This window comes from Erwinia sp. GW821-FHT03D09, from assembly GCF_059420805.1.
Map to the genome: position 1 here is coordinate 53,806 of NZ_JBWKUK010000009.1, position 19,699 is coordinate 73,504.

Here is a 19,699-nt window from a genome sequence, read left to right on the forward strand (position 1 = left end):
TGGGGTGTCGCCAAGTGGTAAGGCTCTGGTTTCTGATACCAGCATTCCGGGGTTCGAATCCCTGCACCCCAGCCATATAAAGACGGCTGGTTGTATTAAGTCGCAAAATAAAAGTCGCCTGGTTCGCCAGACGCAGTAAAAATTGGGGTGTCGCCAAGTGGTAAGGCTCTGGTTTCTGATACCAGCATTCCGGGGTTCGAATCCCTGCACCCCAGCCATAAAGCAAAAAAGCCCGCGCAAGCGGGCTTTTTTACGTCTGTTGTTTATATCGCTCAAACATACTCACCATAAAAAACAGCGCGTTTCGTGAAAATATCGGGCAGGCTGTTAACCCACCCGAAGTAAAGCTTACAGCCCCAGCGCGTACCGCAAGGCCCGCCGCTTCAATCCTCCCGAATGCTCTGCCGCCATCAGCCCGAGATTCCGGACAAATTTCAACGGAGCAAGCTGATTACTGAACGCAAAATAGAACAGGTCCATTCCGCTTTGCATCAGCTGATTATCTTTCTGCCGCTGACGTTGATAACGCCGCAGTACGGCTTCAGAGGCCCAGTCCTCAGCGCGCAATAGCGACTCACTCAGCACGCTTATCAGCGCATCCACGTCGCGATAACCGAGGTTCACTCCCTGCCCTGCCAGCGGATTGATAGTGTGGGCCGCATCGCCTACCAGCGCCAGGCCTGGCTTAACGTAGTCGATGGCATGCCTGCGGACCAATGGGAAAGATCCGGCCGCCACGGGAGTCACTTTGCCTAATCGCGCCGGGAAATGAGCAGCAATTTCTTTTTGCAGCTGAGCCATGGGCATCGACTGCAGCTGGCGTATACGCACCGGGCTGTCATACCAGACCAGTGATGCCCAGTTATCAAACAACGGCAGAAAAGCGCGTGGCCCCTGTGGAGTAAACTGCTGCCAGGTGGTATCTCCCGCATCATGCTCACAGCGCACGCTGATTAACATACAGGACTGAGCATAATTCCAGCCGCGAATACCAATACCAGTCATCTGGCGCACCTGAGAATTGGCCCCGTCAGCACCGATAACCAGACGCGCATTCAGCCGCTGGCCGCCGTCCAGCGTGAGCTGCCAGCCACCGTTCGTTGATTGCAAACCCTGCAAGCGAGTTGGGCAAATCATCCGCACGGGCTGCTGTTGCAAGCGCAGCCACAGCGCCCGCTGCAGCACGCTGTTCTCTACCATATAGCCGAGTTCCGGCAGTCCAAGCGAGGCGGCATCAAAGGACACCTGAGCCGTCTGCCACTCCCAGGTTTCCAGCCGACGATAGGGCACACAGCGCATGGCACTAACCGCAGACCAGACATCAAGCTGTTTGAGTAAAGCGACGGATGCAGCACCAATAGCTGAGATACGCACATCGGGAGGACTGGCAGGATCAAATTCCACCGGGGCTTCCTGCTCCAGAACCGCTACCTCAAACCCGTGCTGTGCCAGACCACTGGCCAGCGCGGCGCCAACCATGCCACCGCCCACAATGGCCACATCTACCTTCTGCTCATTTTCTGTCATTGTTTTTCCTTCACCGGCGTTGCCAAATATACTCTACAGCTTCACCTCGCCGGGCGAATTCTGTTATCCTGATAGTTAGTAAGTGTACCGGATTTTAACTCCGTTACCTCAGTTTCACTGGTCGCGAAACAATAGGATACGCGCCCTGCACTCTTTTCTGCATGACAAATGGCAAGTCAATGACAAAAAAACTGCATATTAAAACCTGGGGCTGCCAGATGAATGAGTATGACTCATCCAAAATGGCTGACCTGTTAAACAGCACCCACGGTTATACCCTGACCGAAGAAGCAGAAGATGCTGACGTACTGCTGCTCAACACCTGCTCAATCCGTGAAAAGGCTCAGGAAAAGGTTTTCAATCTGCTTGGCCGTTGGCGAAAGCTGAAAGAAGCGCGACCGGACGTCATTATCGGCGTGGGTGGCTGTGTGGCATCGCAGGAGGGCGAGCATATTCGTCAGCGCGCCAGCTGCGTGGATATCGTTTTTGGCCCGCAGACCCTGCATCGCCTGCCGGAAATGATCAACACCGTCCGCGGTACCAAAAGCCCGGTGATTGATATCAGCTTCCCGGAAATTGAAAAATTTGACCGCATGCCGGAACCGCGTGCAGACGGCCCTACTGCTTTTGTTTCTATCATGGAAGGCTGCAACAAGTACTGTACGTTCTGTGTGGTGCCCTACACGCGCGGCGAAGAGGTCAGCCGACCTTCGGATGACATTCTGTTTGAAATTGCTCAGCTCGCCGCTCAGGGCGTGCGTGAAGTCAATCTGCTGGGGCAAAACGTCAACGCTTACCGGGGCGAAACTTACGACGGTGGAATCTGCACGTTCGCCGAACTGCTGCGCCTGGTCGCCGCCATTGACGGTATTGACCGCATTCGTTTCACCACCAGCCATCCGATTGAATTTACTGACGACATTATTGAAGTCTATCGCGATACGCCCGAGCTGGTTAGTTTCCTGCACCTGCCGGTGCAAAGCGGTGCCGACCGCATACTCACGCTGATGAAGCGTTCACATACAGTACTGGAATATAAAGCGATCGTCCGTAAGCTGTTGGCCGCACGTCCAGATATTCAGATCAGTTCCGACTTTATCATCGGCTTCCCTGGCGAAACTCAGGCCGACTTTGAACAAACCATGAAGCTGGTTGGCGAAATCAACTTCGACGTCAGCTTCAGCTTTATCTACTCCGCGCGCCCCGGTACGCCAGCCGCCGATCTCCCGGACGATGTGTCTGGAGAAGAGAAGAAACAGCGCCTGTATATTTTGCAGGACCGCATTAACCAGCAGGCGATGGCGTGGAGCCGCCGCATGCTCGGTACCGTACAGCGAATTTTGGTGGAAGGCACCTCGCGTAAGAATGTGATGGAGCTCTCAGGCCGCACGGAAAATAATCGCGTGGTCAACTTTGAAGGCACGCCTGAGCATATTGGCAAATTTGTTGATGTTGAAATCGTCGATGTTTACACCAACTCACTGCGCGGCGTGCTGGTGCGCAGCGAAGAACAGATGGGTCTGCGCAGTATTGAATCCCCCGCCTCAGTTATTGCCCGTACCCGTAAGGAAAACGAGCTCGGCGTAGGGTCATTCCAGCCCTGATCCCACCTTTATAAATGCGGCGAGCCTTCCAGTTCGCCGCATTATTTCATGCAACGACGGTTGGTTTCTGAAATCTCAGCCCAAATATCGACTGAGACGCTTGCACCTTTGCACCTCACCATAAATAATTCCCTTATGGCACTGGCGCTTAAGTCGGTGAAGCCCATTTTCTCAACCTGGCCCTGAGTGACCCAAAGGATTAGTTTGAATATTGAAACACGTGAAATGACTTTAGAACCAGCCGATAACACCCGGCTGTTGAGCCTCTGTGGTCCGTTCGACGACAACATTAAGCAGCTGGAACGCCGTCTTGGGATTGAAATAAATCGCCGCGATAATGCGTTTAAACTGGTTGGCCGTGCGCTCTGCGTCAATGCCGCCGTGGATATCCTGCGCGATCTCTACGTGGATACCGCCCCCGTGCGTGGCCATATCCCGGATATCGACCCGGAACAGATCCACCTGGCGATTAAAGAGAGCCGGGTACTGGAGCAGACAGCGGAGAGCGTGCCTGAATTTGGCAAAGCGATTCACATTAAGACCAAGCGCGGCGTTATCAAGCCACGTACGCCGAATCAGGCGCAGTACATAGCCAATATTCTCGATCACGACGTCACTTTTGGTATCGGGCCGGCGGGTACCGGGAAAACCTATCTGGCGGTGGCCGCTGCGGTAGATGCGCTGGAACGCCAGGAAATACGCCGCATCCTGCTGACACGCCCGGCAGTGGAAGCTGGTGAGAAGCTGGGCTTCCTGCCTGGCGATCTCAGCCAGAAGGTCGATCCTTATCTGCGTCCTCTGTATGACGCCCTGTTTGAGATGCTGGGCTTTGAGCGCGTGGAGAAATTGATTGAGCGCAACGTTATCGAAGTGGCTCCGCTGGCCTATATGCGCGGTCGCACTCTGAATGATGCGTTTATCATTCTTGATGAAAGCCAGAACACCACCATCGAACAGATGAAGATGTTCCTGACGCGCATTGGTTTCAATTCCAAAGCGGTGATTACCGGTGATGTGACCCAGATTGACCTGCCGCGTAATCTGAAATCCGGTCTGCGCCATGCCATTGAAGTGCTATCTGACGTACCGGAGCTGAGCTTCAACTTCTTCCACAGCGAAGACGTGGTGCGTCATCCGGTTGTCGCCAGTATTGTCATAGCCTATGAAGCCTGGGAAAGTGCCGATCAAAAACGGCGCGATGCCCTGGCAGAAGAACGTAAACGTGAAGCGCTTGCCCTGCAGCAGGCCGCTTCACAGGAGCCCAAATGAGTACAGTCATTCTTGATCTGCAGTTAGCCTGTGAAAGTGAACAAGGATTACCGGCTGAAGCTGATTTCCGCCGCTGGCTGGAAGCGGTACTGCCGCAGTTCCAGCCGGAAAGTGAAGTCACCATTCGCGTGGTGGATGAAGCGGAAAGCCATGAGTTAAACCATACGTATCGCGGCAAGGACAAGCCAACCAACGTGCTGTCTTTTCCGTTCGAAGCGCCGCCGGGCATTGAACTGCCCCTGCTGGGCGATCTGATTATCTGCCGTCAGGTTGTTGAGCAGGAAGCGCAGGAGCAGGAGAAAACGCTGGAGGCGCACTGGGCGCACATGGTGATCCACGGTAGCCTGCATTTATTAGGTTATGATCACATCGAAGATAACGAAGCCGAAGAGATGGAATCGCTGGAGACCGAGATAATGCTTGCTCTTGGCTATCCCGATCCGTACATTTCGGAGAAAGAATAAGTACTGGCGTATCCAGCTTGCTGTACGCCTTGCCCCTGCGGGGGCAGCCGATCCCTTAACAGAGAGACTAACTCAAAAACGCCATGAGCGATGACCATTCACAGAATAACGACAGTCCCAGTAGTAAAAAGGGATTTTTTAGCCTGATCCTCAGCCAGCTGTTTCACGGTGAGCCTAAAAACCGTGATGAACTGCTTGAACTAATCCGTGATTCCGAGCAGAACGAGCTGATCGATCCGGATACCCGGGATATGCTGGAAGGGGTGATGGATATCGCCGAACAGCGTGTACGCGATATTATGATCCCCCGCTCGCAGATGATCACGCTCAAGCGTAATCAAACGCTGGAAGAATGCCTGGCGGTGATCATAGACTCTGCCCACTCGCGTTTCCCGGTGATCAGTGAAGACAAGGACCATATTGAAGGCATCCTGATGGCGAAAGATCTGCTGCCGTTTATGAGCAGCAGTTCCGAGCCGTTCAGTATAGAAAAAGTCCTGCGCCAGGCTGTTGTGGTACCGGAAAGTAAGCGTGTTGACCGCATGCTGAAAGAGTTCCGCTCGCAGCGCTATCACATGGCTATCGTCATTGATGAATTTGGCGGCGTTTCCGGTCTGGTGACCATTGAGGATATTCTCGAATTAATCGTCGGTGAAATTGAAGATGAATATGACGATGAAGAAGATCGTGATATCCGCCAGCTGAGCCGTCATACCTATACCGTGCGCGCGCTTGCCCCGATTGAAGACTTTAATGAGGTATTCGGCACCCACTTCAGCGATGAAGAGGTGGATACCATTGGTGGACTGGTGATGCAGGGCTTCGGCCATCTCCCGGCTCGTGGAGAGAGCATTGAAATCGATGGCTATCAATTTAAGGTCGCCATGGCCGACAGCCGCCGTATCATCCAGGTTCATGTCAGGGTTCCGGAAAACTCGCCACAGCCCACTCTGGAAGAGTAATTACCTTATGGCAATTGCCTCAATGTGTCAGCGCCAGCAGGTTCGCCTGCTGCTCGCGCTGTTAACGGGTGCCGCTGGCACCCTTTCTTTCTCCCCCTATGATTTCTGGCCAGCCGCCCTGGTCTCTTTAATCGGGCTCCAGGCGCTAACGCTGAACCGCACAACTCGGCAGGCCTGCGCTATTGGCTTCGTATGGGGATTTGGCCTGTTCGGCAGTGGTATTAACTGGGTCTACGTCAGCATCGCCACCTTTGGCGGTATGCCGGGCCCGGTGAATATCTTCCTCGTGGTTCTGCTGGCGGCCTATTTGTCGCTGTATCCGATGCTGTTCACCACCCTGCTAAACCGCCTGTTCCCGAAAACATCGCTGCTGCGCCTGGTGCTGGCTGCGCCGGTTCTCTGGCAGATCACGGAGTTTTTACGCGGCTGGATCTTAACCGGCTTCCCGTGGCTACAGTTCGGCTACAGCCAGATTAACGGCCCTTTAAAAGGACTGGCACCGCTAATCGGTGTGGAGGGCATCACTTTCCTACTGATGGTAATAGCGGGTCTGATGGTCTTCGCCGTCAATCGGCGGCGTTTGAGCGCGGGCATCATCGCCCTTGCCCTGCTTTTACTGCCGTGGCCATTGCGCCTGGTTAACTGGTTTCAGCCGTTACCAGAACGCGCCGTTGACGTGGCGCTGGTGCAGGGCAATATCGCACAATCGATGAAATGGGACCCTAACCAGCTGGTTAATACGCTAAAAACCTATACCGCGCTCAGCCGCCCCTGGGTTGGTAAAGCGCCGATTATTATCTGGCCGGAGTCAGCCATTCCCGATCTGGAAACGCGCCAACAGCCATTCCTGAAAGAAGTTGATGAGCAGCTTCGCAACGGTGGCAGCAGTCTGATTACCGGGATTGTTGACTCGCGGCTGGAGAATAATCGTTACCACGATTACAACTCGATTATCGTGCTGGGTGGACCGGAGCCTTACAACTACTTCAGCGGCAACCGCTACCAAAAAAATCACCTGGTGCCTTTTGGTGAATTCGTCCCACTGGAATCGCTGCTGCGTCCGCTGGCACCGTTCTTCGATCTGCCAATGTCCTCTTTCAGCCGTGGCAGCTACATTCAGCCGCAGCTCAAAGTGGCGGGCTTTAATCTTACCGCCGCGATTTGCTACGAAATCGTACTGGGTCAGCAGGTGCGGGATAACTTCCAGCCGGATACTAACTTCCTGCTGACGATCTCAAACGATGCCTGGTTTGGCCATTCCATTGGCCCATGGCAGCATCTGCAAATGGCGCAGATGCGCGCGCTGGAGCTGGGTCGTCCTCTGCTGCGCAGCACCAATACTGGCGTAACGGCCATCGTGGACGCCAAAGGGGATATCAGCCAGACTATCCCTCAGTTCTCCGCCGAGGTGCTCTCCGCAAAAGTCACACCGACTACGGGCCTGACCCCTTACGCACGTATCGGTAACTGGGGCGTGTGGTTTATCACTCTGCTCTTCGCTGCGGTGGGCGCACTGTGCTGCTGGCGCTCACGCGGAGCTCAGCGTTAAATCTTCCCGGAGCCAGTCTTTTCGCTGGCTCCGTATTTTATGCCTCATTCAAAATGCTCTCCCCCTGTTACCTTCGCGATATTTTCCCTCGCCAGCCCTTTTCTACCTTTTCCACTTCTACTTTCCACCTCTGCGAATTTCACATTCTGTTTTTCTAACGTATATATCCTCTTCGCCAACGATCTACCTTCCACTTTCTGGCTGGCCGTAGCCCTCTCGATCGCATCCATCATCCTGCTCGCCGATTATGCTGCACTTTTGTTAAAAAACTGCGGTTGGCACGATGATTGCAAAATATTTCCGTAACAACGTGTGTCGCCCTCAATAAAGTCATGATGAAACGCCGCGCGCACTATAAAAGAGCATTTAACGCACTATTACACAGCAAGGCTAGCTGCAAGGCGCCTGATTGGTGCGGCATGACTCGCAAAAAAAAAACTTTTTCGTATCCTGCCGTTAACATTCGGTTATGTTATTTGAGAAAGGCCACGTTAACGACTGTACAAAAAACAGATAAACAACTGGAAATACACACAACATCACGTAGGCGCAGTGTAACTCGCGCCGCAACACAAAGGAGTTGGAACATGAAATTACGGAAACTGGGGCTTTGCCTTGCACTGGCAGGTTTCGCCTCCGGTATTGCTAATGCAGAAGAGGCTGCGGCACCACAGGCTGCCGATGCGCAAACACAGACCCTGGAAAAAATCGCTAAAAACGGCGTCATCGTTGTGGGTCACCGTGAATCATCCGTCCCGTTCTCCTACTACGATAATCAGCAAAAAGTGGTGGGTTATTCTCAGGCATACTCCGACGCCATCGTTGAAGCTATCAAAAAGAAACTCAACAAGCCCGATCTGCAGGTTAAATTCCTGCCAATCACTTCGCAGAACCGCATCCCGCTGCTGCAAAATGGCACCTATGATTTCGAGTGCGGTTCCACCACCAATAACCTGGAACGCCAGAAACAGGCGGCCTTCTCTAACAACATCTTCGTTGTGGGTACCCGCCTGCTGGTGAAAAAAGGTGGCCCGATTAAAGACTTCGCCGATCTGAAAGGGAAAAGCGTCGTGGTCACTTCCGGTACAACGTCTGAAATTCTGCTGAACAAGCTGAATGATGAGAAGAAAATGGAAATGCGCATCATCAGCGCCAAAGATCACGGCGACTCCTTCCGTACGCTGGAAAGCGGCCGCGCGGTAGCCTTTATGATGGATGATGCACTGCTGGCAGGTGAACGCGCAAAAGCGAAGAAACCGTCTAACTGGGAAATTCTTGGCACGCCGCAGTCGCACGAAGCCTACGGCTGTATGCTGCGCAAGGGCGACGGCGAATTTAAAAAGCTGATAGATGGCACTATCGCGCAGGCGCAGACGTCCGGCGAAGCGGCTAAATGGTTCGATAAATGGTTTAAACAGCCAATTCCACCTAAAAACATGACCATGGACTTCGATTTGTCAGACGATATGAAAGCGCTGTTCAAGTCTCCGAACGACAAGGCAATGAATTAATAACGAAAATAAAGGGCAGTCTGCTGCCCTACGATTGTTGAACACTGGCCCGGGCAGACACGGCCAGGCTGATGTGGCATATGCCACATCAGCCTGGCTAAGGTATTAAGCGGTCGTTCCCCGCAGCGTACATCAGGGCCTCTCATCAATCTTCAGGGTAGCAGTCGCTACCCTTTTTTACCGGAGTTGTTTATGTCAATTGATTGGAACTGGGGAATCTTCCTGCAAGAGGCCCCGTTCGGTAATACCACCTATCTTGGCTGGCTATGGTCTGGTTTCCAGGTTACCGTTGCCGTCTCAGTCTGCGCCTGGATTATCGCTCTGCTGGTTGGATCGCTGTTCGGTATCTTACGCACCGTTCCGAACCGATGGCTGTCAACGCTGGGTACCTGTTATGTCGAACTTTTCCGCAACGTACCGCTGATCGTTCAGTTCTTTATCTGGTATCTGGTCGTCCCTGAACTGCTGCCTGTAAGTGTCGGCATGTGGTTCAAATCGGAGCTGGCCCCCAATATTCAGTTCTTCACCTGCTCTGTTCTCTGCCTGGGGCTGTTTACCGCCGCACGCGTTTGTGAGCAGGTCCGCGCCGCTATTCAGTCTCTGCCTTCCGGGCAGAAAAACGCCGGGCTGGCGATGGGACTGACGCTGCCACAGACCTACCGTTATGTCCTGCTGCCTAACGCCTATCGCGTGATCGTGCCCCCCATGACCTCTGAAATGCTGAATCTGGTGAAAAACTCGGCGATTGCTTCAACTATTGGTCTGGTTGATATGGCGGCGCAGGCGGGCAAGCTGCTAGATTACTCCGCGCACGCCTATGAATCATTTACGGCTATTACGCTGGCCTATATCGCCATCAATGCGGTCATTATGCTGCTGATGAGCCTGGTTGAACGTAAAGTACGCCTGCCCGGCAATACGGGAGGAAAATAATGTACGAATTTGACTGGAGCACTATTGTTCCCAACCTGCCTTACCTGTGGAACGGTATGGTTGTTACTCTAAAAATCACGATTACAGCGGTGATTTTTGGCATCATCTGGGGCACCCTGCTGGCGGTAATGCGGCTGTCGTCGATTACCGTCGTCAGCTGGTTTGCTCGCCTGTACGTCAACCTGTTCCGCTCAGTGCCGCTGGTAATGGTACTGCTGTGGTTCTATCTGGTGGTGCCGAGCTTCCTTCAGCAGGTACTGGGGCTGTCACCCAAAACAGATATCCGCCTGATTTCGGCAATGGTGGCCTTCTCACTGTTTGAAGCCGCGTACTACTCCGAAATTATTCGCGCCGGAATACTGAGTATTGCACGTGGTCAGGGCAACGCCGCGCTGGCGTTGGGGATGACCAAGTGGCAGTCAATGCAGTTGATCATACTGCCGCAGGCGTTTCGCGCCATGGTGCCGCTGCTGCTTACCCAGGGTATCGTTTTGTTCCAGGACACCTCACTGGTTTACGTTCTGAGCCTCGCCGATTTCTTCCGTACAGCCGATACCATCGGAATCAACAACGGTACGGAAATTGAAATGGTGCTGTTTGCCGGCGCGGTTTATTTTGTTATCAGCCTCAGTGCTTCGCTGTTGGTCAGCTATTTAAAGAAAAAAAGGACTGTTTAAATGATTACCCTGAAAAATGTTTCTAAGTGGTATGGTCAATTTCAGGTGCTGACCGACTGCTCAACGGAAGTGACGAAAGGTGATGTGGTAGTAGTCTGTGGCCCTTCCGGTTCCGGTAAATCTACGCTGATTAAAACCGTCAACGGTCTGGAACCCATCCAGCAGGGGGTGATTGAAGTCAACGGCACGGCGGTTAACGATAAACGCACCAATCTTGCTCAATTACGCTCACGCGTTGGCATGGTGTTCCAACACTTTGAACTGTTTCCCCACCTTTCCATCGTTGAAAACCTGACTCTGGCCCAGGTCAAGGTTCTTAAACGTAATAAAGATGAGGCGCGTCAGAAAGGGCTGAAGCTACTGGAACGCGTCGGGCTGGGAGCACACGCTAATAAGTTCCCTGGGCAGCTTTCCGGCGGCCAGCAGCAGCGCGTAGCCATCGCACGCGCGCTATGCATGGACCCCATCGCCATGCTGTTTGATGAACCCACCTCAGCACTGGACCCGGAAATGATCAACGAAGTGCTGGATGTGATGGTTGAGCTGGCGAATGAAGGAATGACCATGATGGTGGTGACCCACGAAATGGGCTTTGCCCGTAAAGTGGCCAACAGAGTGATCTTTATGGATGAAGGCAAAATTGTAGAAGACTCACTGAAGGATGACTTCTTCAACAGCCCTCAGTCGGAGCGCGCAAAAGAGTTCCTGGCGAAAATCCTGCATTAAGGCGGGCTTCCCATAGCTAAAAAACGGTATCCGGAGAATGATATTTTTACTTTATCCGGATACCGATTTCACCCTTTTCAGACTCGCAGCCTACGGTTCAAACGGCAGACGCTGAAACTGATCGTGCCCACACTCAGAGCAGCGAGTTAATACCTCAGGCGTGTAAATCGCGCGGGTAAACTGGCATTTCTCACAAACCAGATTTCCCAGCCCAACCACCTCACCGCTTTGATACACCCCGTGATGATTCAGATCCTGAAACACTTCGCGCCACTCAAGCTGGCTTTTATCGGTAATATCAGCCAGTTCTTTCCACAGACTCTGGCGAATGACCCGCATAAACACGCTGTCGCCGAGCTCCTGTTCGTTCTCCGCGTAGCTGCGCGCGAACTCTTCCAGATCGCGGCGAACCGCTCGCGTAACGTCATCAATTTCGCTGCGGGTCAATTCGCCACGGTTATTCATCCGCTGCCGTGCGCTTTCGACCAGCTCATCAATGTCGCGCTCGCCCTGTTCCAGGCGCTTCGTTAAGGATGAAATAAACTCGCGATAGTACTGAGCAACCTTGTTCATGGACTCTCCTTATTGATAACGAAAGCATTTCCCTATCATTCTAGTTCCTGTACAAAAAATACGGCTTTTCATTGCACAAATTTGCCGCAGCGCTTCCAGCTTAAAGAGAAATGCCGCCTCGCCGCTCGCTTACTGTTGTTGCGTTGGGGGGGGATCAGCTATGCTATGCGGATCTTAAATGAAATCAGAAATAAGCTTAGCGCTATTCAAAAAGGACCACTGGCAGCCATGCAAGAGCAATACCGCCCGGAAGAGATAGAATCCCACGTCCAGAAACACTGGGATGAGAAGCAAACGTTCAAAGTTACCGAAGAGGAAGGTAAAGAGAAGTATTACTGCCTCTCAATGCTGCCCTATCCTTCTGGCCGCCTACATATGGGCCACGTGCGAAACTACACCATCGGGGATGTGATTTCACGCTACCAGCGTATGCTGGGCAAAAACGTGCTGCAGCCTATCGGCTGGGATGCATTCGGTCTGCCTGCGGAAGGCGCGGCGGTAAAAAACAATACCGCTCCGGCTCCGTGGACCTATTCCAACATCGATTACATGAAGAACCAGCTAAAGCTGCTCGGTTTTGGCTACGACTGGAGCCGCGAACTGGCGACCTGCCAGCCTGAGTACTATCGCTGGGAACAGTGGTTCTTCACCAAGCTTTACGAAAAAGGCCTGGTCTATAAAAAGACCTCGGCGGTGAACTGGTGCCCGAACGATATGACCGTGCTGGCCAACGAACAGGTGATCGACGGCTGCTGCTGGCGCTGCGACACCAAAGTTGAGCGTAAAGAGATCCCGCAGTGGTTTGTTAAAATCACCGCTTACGCCGATGAACTGCTGAACGACCTCGACACGCTGGAAAGCTGGCCTGAGCAGGTTAAAACCATGCAGCGTAACTGGATCGGCCGCTCTGAAGGTGTGGAGATCGAGTTCAACGTTGCGGACAGCGAAGAGAAGCTCAGCGTTTATACCACTCGCCCTGATACCTTTATGGGCGTGACTTACCTGGCCGTGGCTGCGGGCCACCCGCTGGCGGCTGCAGCTGCCGCATCGAACCCGGCGCTGGCTGACTTTATTGCTGAATGCCGTAATACCAAGGTTGCCGAAGCGGATATGGCCACCATGGAGAAAAAAGGCATGGCCACCGGCCGTTTCGCGGTGCATCCTCTGACTGGCGAGCAGCTTCCGGTATGGATCGCTAACTTCGTGCTGATGGAATATGGCACCGGTGCAGTGATGGCAGTGCCTGGCCACGACCAGCGCGACTGGGAATTTGCCACCAAATACGATCTGTGTATCAAGCCGGTTATTCTGGCCGCAGACGGCACAGCGCCGGATCTGAGCGCTTCGGCAATGACCGAAAAAGGTACGCTGTTCAACTCCGGTGAGTTTGACGGCCTGTCGTTTGAAGACGGCTTTAACGCTATTGCCAACAAGCTGGCTGAAAAAGGCGTTGGCGAGCGTAAAGTGAACTATCGTCTGCGCGATTGGGGTGTTTCCCGTCAGCGTTACTGGGGGGCACCAATTCCAATGGTCACGCTGGAGGACGGCACCGTGATGCCTACTCCGGAAGATCAGCTACCGGTTATCCTGCCGGAAGATGTGGTGATGGATGGCATTACCAGCCCGATTAAAGCCGATCCTGAGTGGGCTAAAACCACGGTTAACGGCCAGCCTGCGCTGCGTGAAACCGATACGTTTGACACCTTTATGGAGTCATCCTGGTACTACGCACGCTACACCTGCCCGGACTATGATAAAGGCATGCTGGACCCGGCTGCGGCCAACTACTGGCTGCCGGTCGATCAGTACGTCGGTGGGATTGAGCACGCAATCATGCACCTGCTCTATTTCCGCTTCTTCCACAAGCTGCTACGCGATGCAGGTCTGGTGACGTCCGACGAACCAGCTAAACGCCTGCTGTGCCAGGGGATGGTGCTGGCCGATGCCTTCTACTACACCGGTAACAACGGCGAACGTAACTGGGTTTCTCCGGTTGATGTGACCGTTGAGCGCGACGAGAAAGGCCGTATCACTAAAGCATCTGATGCCGCTGGACATGAACTGATCTACGCAGGCATGAGCAAAATGTCGAAGTCGAAAAACAACGGCATCGATCCGCAGGTGATGGTTGAGCGCTACGGTGCGGATACCGTTCGTCTGTTTATGATGTTTGCTTCTCCGGCCGATATGACTCTGGAATGGCAGGAATCCGGCGTTGAAGGGGCGAACCGCTTCCTGAAGCGCGTGTGGAAACTGGCCTTCGAACACAGTGAAAAAGGCGCGACCGAAGCGCTGGATATCGCTTCACTGAGCGACGAGCAGAAATCGCTGCGTCGCGACCTGCACAAAACCATCAGCAAAGTCAGCGATGATATCGGTCGTCGTCAGACCTTCAACACCGCTATCGCTGCGATTATGGAACTGATGAACAAACTGCTCCGTGCGCCACAGGAAACTGCTCAGGACCGCACGCTGATGCAGGAAGCGTTGCTGGCCGTGGTCCGTATGCTGTATCCGTTTACCCCACACGCCAGCTTCGTGCTGTGGCAGGCGCTGGGCGGTGAAGGCGAAGTGGATAATGCCCCATGGCCACAGGCTGATGAATCAGCGATGGTTGAAGACTCGCTGCTGGTGGTTGTTCAGGTTAATGGTAAAGTTCGCGGTAAAGTTACCGTTGCAGCAGACGCGACTCAGGAGCAGGTGCAGGCTCACGCGGCACAGGAGCATCTGGTGGCGAAATATCTCGACGGCGTTACCATTCGTAAAGTTATTTACGTGCCGGGTAAACTGCTGAACCTGGTTGTGGGTTGATGTCAGGAGGAATTGTGCGACATCCGATAGTCTCTCTGTTTGTTGGCCTGGCGGTGTTGATCACCGCCGGTTGTGGCTACCACCTTCGCGGTACGACCTCTGTACCTGCTGAGATGAAAACGCTGGTGTTGGATTCGTCCGATCCTTATGGTCCTCTGGCTCGTTCGGTGCGCGAACAGCTGCGTCTGAATGATGTGAAGATTCTGGATAGCACGGATAAAAACACCGAGGTGCCATCGTTACGTCTTCAGAGCGAGCGTATCAATCGCGATACCGCGTCGATCTTCCAGGATGGTAAAACGGCTGAATACTCAATGATGATGGTAGTCAGCGCTCAGGTACTGGTGCCGAATAAAGGTATCTACCCGATCAGCACCACCGTGTATCGTTCATTCTTTGATAACCCGCTGGCCGCACTTGCAAAAGATTCCGAACAGCAGATTATCATTAGTGAAATGCGTACTCAGGCATCACAGCAGCTGGTTCGTAAGCTGCTGACGGTGCATGTGGCAGAGAATGATTCATCCATCAACACGCTGGATCGCACGCCTTCTTCGGTCGATCACCTGCACTCTGACAATACAGTGTCTGACGATTCCTACACCCGATGATCAGGATTTACCCTGAACAGCTAGGCGCGCAGCTCCGTGAAGGGCTGCGCGCCTGCTACTTATTAAGCGGTAACGAGCCGCTGTTGCTGCAGGAATCACAGGATGCTATCCGTGATGCCGCCCAGCTGCAGGGCTTTACCGAACATCACAGTGCCACGCTGGATGCCAGCACCGACTGGCCGTCAATTTTCGCGCTCTGCCAGGAACTCAGCCTGTTTTCCTCGCGTCAAACGTTGTTGCTTATCCTGCCGGAAAATGGCCCTAACGTAGCGATGAATGAGCAGCTGCTCACGCTCTCAGGTTTGCTGCACAGCGATATCCTGCTGATCCTTCGCGCGGCTAAACTGACTAAAGCTCAGGAAAACAGTGCCTGGTACAAGGCATTGAGCAACCAGGGTGCCACCATCCCCTGCCAGACACCCGAGCAGGCACAGCTGCCTCGCTGGGTGAGTGCACGGGCGAAAAAAATGCAGCTAACGTTAGACGATGCCGCCAGCCAGCTGCTGTGTTACTGCTATGAAGGGAATCTGCTGGCGCTTTCACAGGCGCTTGAACGGCTGTCTTTGCTGTGGCCGGACGGGAAACTGACGCTACCCCGGGTTGAGCAGGCGGTGAGCGATTCAGCGCATTTCACCCCGTACCACTGGGTTGATGCCCTGCTGGCTGGAAAAAGTAAGCGCGCACTTCATATTTTGCGCCAGATGCGCAATGAAGATAGTGAACCGGTGATCCTGCTGCGTACCCTACAGCGCGATCTGCTGCTGCTCTCCATGTTAAAACGCCAGATGGCGCATACGCCGATGCGTACGCTTTTCGACCAGCACCGCATATGGCAAAACCGCAGAGCGCTGTTCAGCGAGGCGCTACAGCGGCTGTCATCAGCGACTCTGACTCAGGGCATTCATCTGCTGGCGCGCATTGAACTGACGCTTAAGCAGGATTACGGCCAGTCGGTGTGGTCTGAACTTGAAACGCTGGCGCTGCTCCTTTGCCATCCGGCCTTTCCGACGAGCTTCTGCGATGCCTGATAAAACTCAGCTTCATGCCCTGTATGGCGGCACGTTTGATCCGATCCACTACGGACACCTGAAACCTGTTGAAGCCCTGGCGATGCTGGCAGGTTTACATAACGTGACGCTGCTGCCGAACAACGTGCCCCCCCATCGCCCACAGCCGGAGGCCTCACCGGCACAGCGGATCGAAATGGTCAGGCTGGCAATTGCGGGGAATCCGTTGTTCGATCTTGATCTGCGGGAAATGCAGCGCGACACGCCCTCATTCACGGTTGATACACTGGACGAGCTTCGCCAGGAGCGCGGGCCCACACAACCACTGGCGTTTATTATCGGTCAGGATTCCCTGCTCACCCTGCACAAGTGGCATCGCTGGCAGGATCTGCTGTTACTGTGTCACCTGCTGGTTTGCCAGCGTCCGGGATACAGCAGAGAAATGACCACGCCGGAACAGCAACAGTGGCTTGAGGAACATCTGGCAGCGCGGCCTGAAGAACTGCATCAGCAGGCTGCCGGTAAAGTTTTTCTTGCCGATACGCCGCTGTTTTCAATCTCTGCAACCGAAATCCGCGATCGCCTCCATCAGGGCCGCTCTGATGCCGATCTGCTCCCACCGTCGGTCAGTGAATTTATCGTGCGCGAGGGTTTATATCGGAACCCAAATCCGCATGCTATACTGCGCCGCTAATTTTTTGGGCATCAGCCCAACACGAACTTAATCCCAAGGGGGAACCTTTTGCAAGGTAAAGCACTCCAAGACTTCGTCATTGATAAAATCGACGATCTGAAAGGCCAGGATATTATTGCTATCGACGTCCAGGGCAAATCCAGCATCACCGACTGCATGGTGATTTGTACCGGTACTTCAACCCGTCACGTGGTTTCTATTGCGGAACACGTCGTGCAGGAAGCTCGCCTGGCAGGCCTGCGCCCGTTCAGCGTTGATGGCCGTACCGCCGCTGACTGGGTCGTTGTCGATCTGGGTGAAATCATTGTTCATGTTATGCAGGAAGAGAGCCGTAAGCTCTATGAACTGGAAAAGCTCTGGAGTTAAGCCGTGAAGCTGCAGCTGGTTGCCGTCGGCACAAAAATGCCCGACTGGGTACAGACTGGATTTATGGAATATCTGCGGCGCTTTCCGAAGGATATGCCGTTCGAACTGGTCGAAGTCCCTGCCGGAAAACGCGGTAAGAATGCCGATATCAAACGCATTCTGGAAAAAGAAGGCGAGATGATGCTGGCCGCTACCGGAAAAGGCAACCGCATCGTGACGCTGGATATACCCGGCCAGCCGTGGGAAACCCCACAGCTCGCCAGCCAGCTGGAACGCTGGAAGCAGGATGGTCGTGATGTCAGCCTGCTGATCGGTGGCCCGGAAGGCCTGTCACCCGCCTGCAAGGCCGCGGCGGAACAAAGCTGGTCCCTCTCAGCGCTGACCCTGCCCCATCCGCTGGTACGCGTTTTGGTTGCAGAGAGTTTGTATCGTGCATGGAGCATTACTGCGAATCACCCCTATCATCGTGAATAACGAACTGGGTTAACCGGACATACAAAGCAGCGGATGAAATTACAACGTAACTCCTTTCGTGACTATACCGCCGAACAAACGCTGTTTGTTCGTCGGGCACTTATCGCATTTTTGGGCATTCTTGTGCTCTCCGGTGTGCTGGTAGTCAACCTGTACCGCCTGCAAATCGTCCGCTTTGAAGATTACAGCACCCGCTCTAACGAAAACCGTATCAAGCTGGTGCCCGTCGCGCCAAGCCGTGGCATTATTTACGACCGAAACGGCACTCCGCTGGCGCTGAACCGCACTATTTATCAAATAGAACTGGTGCCGGAAAAGGTCGATAACCTGCCACAAACGCTGCAGGAGCTTAAGCCGATCGTCGATCTGACCGACGAAGATATCGAAGCCTTCCAGAAAGAACGTAAACGCTCGCGCCGCTTTACCTCTATCGCCCTGAAAACCAGCCTGAACGATGTCCAGGTCGCGCGATTTGCCGTTAATCAGTACCGCTTCCCCGGCGTAGAAGTTAAAGGCTATCAGCGCCGCTACTACCCATACGGTTCGGCCCTGACTCACGTGCTCGGCTATGTCTCCAAGATCAACGACCGCGACGTCGAGCGCCTGGATAAAGAAGGCAAATGGCCAAATTACGCTGCCACCCACGATATCGGCAAGCTGGGTATTGAGCGCTATTACGAAGACGTCCTGCACGGTAAAACCGGCTACGAAGAGGTGGAGGTTAACAACCGTGGTCGGGTGATACGCCAGCTTCATGAGCAGTCTCCACAGGCCGGGCGTGACATCCATCTGACCATCGATCTCAAGCTGCAGCAGTATATAGAAACGCTGCTGGCGGGAAGCCGTGCGGCAGTGGTGGTGTCCGATCCGCGTAACGGTGAGCTGCTGGCGATGGTTTCCATGCCGAGCTATGACCCGAACCTGTTTGTTGACGGCATTTCCAGCAAGGACTACAACAGCCTGCTGCATGATGAAAACCGCCCGCTGATCAACCGCGCTACCCAGGGTGCTTATCCTCCGGCTTCGACGGTAAAACCGTATATTGCCGTATCGGCACTGACAACCGGCGTGATTACCCGCAACACCAGCCTGTTTGACCCAGGCTGGTGGCAGCTACCGGGCTCTGAGAAGCGCTTTCGCGACTGGAAGCGCTGGGGCCACGGCCGCCTGAACGTCACCAAGTCGCTGGAAGAATCGGCGGATACCTTCTTCTACCAGGTGGCTTACGATATGGGCATAGATCGATTGAGCGAATGGATGAGCAAATTCGGCTACGGTCATCTGACCGGCATTGACCTGGTGGAAGAGACACCGGGCAACATGCCAACCCGCGACTGGAAAATGAAGCGCTTTAAAAAGCCGTGGTATCAGGGTGACACCATTCCCGTAGGGATCGGTCAGGGCTACTGGACTGCAACGCCGGTGCAGATGAATAAAGCCCTGATGATCCTGATAAATGACGGCGTGATTAAAACGCCGCATCTGATGATGGATACCATGCAGGGCGAGACAAAAATCCCGTGGCGTCAACCTGCAGCGGCTCCGATCGCTGATATTCATACCGGCTACTGGGAAATTGCCAAAGACGGCATGTACGGCGTGGCAAACCGACCAAACGGGACCGCGCGTAAAAGTTTTGAAGATGCGCCGTATAAAATCGCCGCTAAATCGGGTACTGCTCAGGTTTTCGGCCTGAAGGCCAATGAAACGTATAACGCCCATAAGCTGGCCGAACATCTGCGCGACCACAAGCTGATGACTGCCTTTGCACCGTACGATCATCCACGCGTTGCGGTTGCGATAATCCTTGAGAACGGTGGCGCAGGCCCGGCCGTCGGTACCATCATGCGCCAGATCCTCGATCATATTATTTTGGGCGATAACAATACCAACCTGCCTGACGCTGCGCCTACGCCGCCGGGCTATGAAGGTGAATAACCG

At 53.9% G+C, this 19,699-nt stretch carries 19 protein-coding genes and 2 tRNA genes; 18 read left to right on the forward strand and 3 right to left on the reverse strand.

Annotated elements, in window-relative coordinates; translation table 11 throughout:
* A tRNA-Gln gene (locus tag AC07U6_RS10585) sits at positions 1 to 75 on the forward strand.
* Positions 76 to 143: 68 nt separating this feature from the next.
* A tRNA-Gln gene (locus tag AC07U6_RS10590) sits at positions 144 to 218 on the forward strand.
* 130 nt (positions 219 to 348) lie between these two features.
* On the opposite strand, the gene ubiF is transcribed toward AC07U6_RS10590, so the two are convergent.
* Complete coding sequence (gene ubiF, locus AC07U6_RS10595) at positions 349 to 1,527, reverse strand: 3-demethoxyubiquinol 3-hydroxylase (protein ID WP_494762000.1); 1,179 nt, start codon at positions 1,525 to 1,527, stop codon at positions 349 to 351.
* A 179-nt stretch (positions 1,528 to 1,706) separates the two neighbouring features.
* On the opposite strand from ubiF, the gene miaB reads away from it, so the two are divergent.
* From miaB to lnt, 5 genes are all read left to right on the forward strand, one after another.
* Positions 1,707 to 3,131, forward strand: coding sequence for a tRNA (N6-isopentenyl adenosine(37)-C2)-methylthiotransferase MiaB (gene miaB / locus AC07U6_RS10600; RefSeq protein ID WP_494761999.1), 1,425 nt, complete (start codon positions 1,707 to 1,709; stop codon positions 3,129 to 3,131).
* A gap of 204 nt (positions 3,132 to 3,335) precedes the next feature.
* On the forward strand, positions 3,336 to 4,400 hold the full coding sequence (locus AC07U6_RS10605; RefSeq protein ID WP_494761998.1) for a PhoH family protein: 1,065 nt from the start codon (positions 3,336 to 3,338) through the stop codon (positions 4,398 to 4,400).
* A complete protein-coding gene (gene ybeY, locus AC07U6_RS10610; protein WP_494761997.1) occupies positions 4,397 to 4,864 on the forward strand; it encodes an rRNA maturation RNase YbeY in 468 nt (155 codons plus the stop codon). The genes AC07U6_RS10605 and ybeY overlap by 4 nt, the downstream gene beginning before the upstream one ends.
* Positions 4,865 to 4,947: 83 nt before the next feature.
* Entirely contained in the window at positions 4,948 to 5,826 is an 879-nt protein-coding gene (corC, locus tag AC07U6_RS10615; RefSeq protein WP_494761996.1) for a CNNM family magnesium/cobalt transport protein CorC, read from the forward strand.
* Between the two features lie 7 nt (positions 5,827 to 5,833).
* Complete coding sequence (gene lnt / locus AC07U6_RS10620) at positions 5,834 to 7,375, forward strand: apolipoprotein N-acyltransferase (RefSeq protein ID WP_494761995.1); 1,542 nt, start codon at positions 5,834 to 5,836, stop codon at positions 7,373 to 7,375.
* A gap of 44 nt (positions 7,376 to 7,419) precedes the next feature.
* Here the strand turns inward: lnt and AC07U6_RS10625 are convergent, their stop codons facing one another.
* A complete protein-coding gene (locus AC07U6_RS10625; RefSeq protein WP_494764796.1) occupies positions 7,420 to 7,608 on the reverse strand; it encodes a hypothetical protein in 189 nt (62 codons plus the stop codon).
* A gap of 354 nt (positions 7,609 to 7,962) precedes the next feature.
* Here AC07U6_RS10625 and AC07U6_RS10630 point away from each other — a divergent pair, with 354 nt between their 5' ends.
* From AC07U6_RS10630 to AC07U6_RS10645, 4 genes are all read left to right on the forward strand, one after another.
* On the forward strand, positions 7,963 to 8,886 hold the full coding sequence (locus AC07U6_RS10630) for an amino acid ABC transporter substrate-binding protein (RefSeq protein WP_494761994.1): 924 nt from the start codon (positions 7,963 to 7,965) through the stop codon (positions 8,884 to 8,886).
* 192 nt (positions 8,887 to 9,078) lie between these two features.
* Positions 9,079 to 9,819: an amino acid ABC transporter permease gene (locus AC07U6_RS10635; RefSeq protein WP_494761993.1), complete on the forward strand. Its 741-nt coding sequence runs from the start codon at positions 9,079 to 9,081 to the stop codon at positions 9,817 to 9,819.
* Complete coding sequence (gltK, locus tag AC07U6_RS10640; protein ID WP_494761992.1) at positions 9,819 to 10,496, forward strand: glutamate/aspartate ABC transporter permease GltK; 678 nt, start codon at positions 9,819 to 9,821, stop codon at positions 10,494 to 10,496. The genes AC07U6_RS10635 and gltK overlap by 1 nt, the downstream gene beginning before the upstream one ends.
* Positions 10,497 to 11,222 carry an amino acid ABC transporter ATP-binding protein gene (locus AC07U6_RS10645; protein ID WP_494761991.1) on the forward strand — a complete coding sequence of 242 codons (726 nt, stop codon included), beginning with the start codon at positions 10,497 to 10,499 and terminating at the stop codon, positions 11,220 to 11,222. It abuts the gene before it with no gap.
* Positions 11,223 to 11,312: 90 nt separating this feature from the next.
* On the opposite strand, the gene AC07U6_RS10650 is transcribed toward AC07U6_RS10645, so the two are convergent.
* On the reverse strand, positions 11,313 to 11,795 hold the full coding sequence (locus AC07U6_RS10650; RefSeq protein ID WP_494761990.1) for a zinc ribbon-containing protein: 483 nt from the start codon (positions 11,793 to 11,795) through the stop codon (positions 11,313 to 11,315).
* 228 nt (positions 11,796 to 12,023) lie between these two features.
* Here AC07U6_RS10650 and leuS point away from each other — a divergent pair, with 228 nt between their 5' ends.
* The 7 genes from leuS to mrdA are packed head-to-tail and all read left to right on the forward strand — an operon-like array spanning position 12,024 to position 19,696.
* On the forward strand, positions 12,024 to 14,606 hold the full coding sequence (leuS, locus tag AC07U6_RS10655) for a leucine--tRNA ligase (RefSeq protein ID WP_494761989.1): 2,583 nt from the start codon (positions 12,024 to 12,026) through the stop codon (positions 14,604 to 14,606).
* A gap of 14 nt (positions 14,607 to 14,620) precedes the next feature.
* Positions 14,621 to 15,217, forward strand: a complete 597-nt coding sequence (lptE, locus tag AC07U6_RS10660) for an LPS assembly lipoprotein LptE (RefSeq protein ID WP_494761988.1) — start codon at positions 14,621 to 14,623, stop codon at positions 15,215 to 15,217.
* The gene (holA, locus tag AC07U6_RS10665; protein WP_494761987.1) at positions 15,214 to 16,245 is read left to right on the forward strand and encodes a DNA polymerase III subunit delta; all 1,032 of its coding nucleotides are present in this window, start codon (positions 15,214 to 15,216) and stop codon (positions 16,243 to 16,245) included. The genes lptE and holA overlap by 4 nt, the downstream gene beginning before the upstream one ends.
* Positions 16,238 to 16,918, forward strand: coding sequence for a nicotinate-nucleotide adenylyltransferase (gene nadD / locus AC07U6_RS10670; protein WP_494761986.1), 681 nt, complete (start codon positions 16,238 to 16,240; stop codon positions 16,916 to 16,918). Before holA ends, nadD begins: the two co-directional genes overlap by 8 nt.
* 48 nt (positions 16,919 to 16,966) lie before the next feature.
* Positions 16,967 to 17,284: a ribosome silencing factor gene (gene rsfS, locus AC07U6_RS10675; RefSeq protein ID WP_494761985.1), complete on the forward strand. Its 318-nt coding sequence runs from the start codon at positions 16,967 to 16,969 to the stop codon at positions 17,282 to 17,284.
* Positions 17,285 to 17,287: 3 nt separating this feature from the next.
* Positions 17,288 to 17,758 (forward strand): 23S rRNA (pseudouridine(1915)-N(3))-methyltransferase RlmH, encoded by a 471-nt coding sequence (rlmH, locus tag AC07U6_RS10680; protein ID WP_105591034.1) that lies wholly within the window; start codon positions 17,288 to 17,290, stop codon positions 17,756 to 17,758.
* Between the two features lie 33 nt (positions 17,759 to 17,791).
* Complete coding sequence (gene mrdA / locus AC07U6_RS10685; RefSeq protein ID WP_494761984.1) at positions 17,792 to 19,696, forward strand: peptidoglycan DD-transpeptidase MrdA; 1,905 nt, start codon at positions 17,792 to 17,794, stop codon at positions 19,694 to 19,696.
* Positions 19,697 to 19,699: the final 3 nt, after the last annotated feature.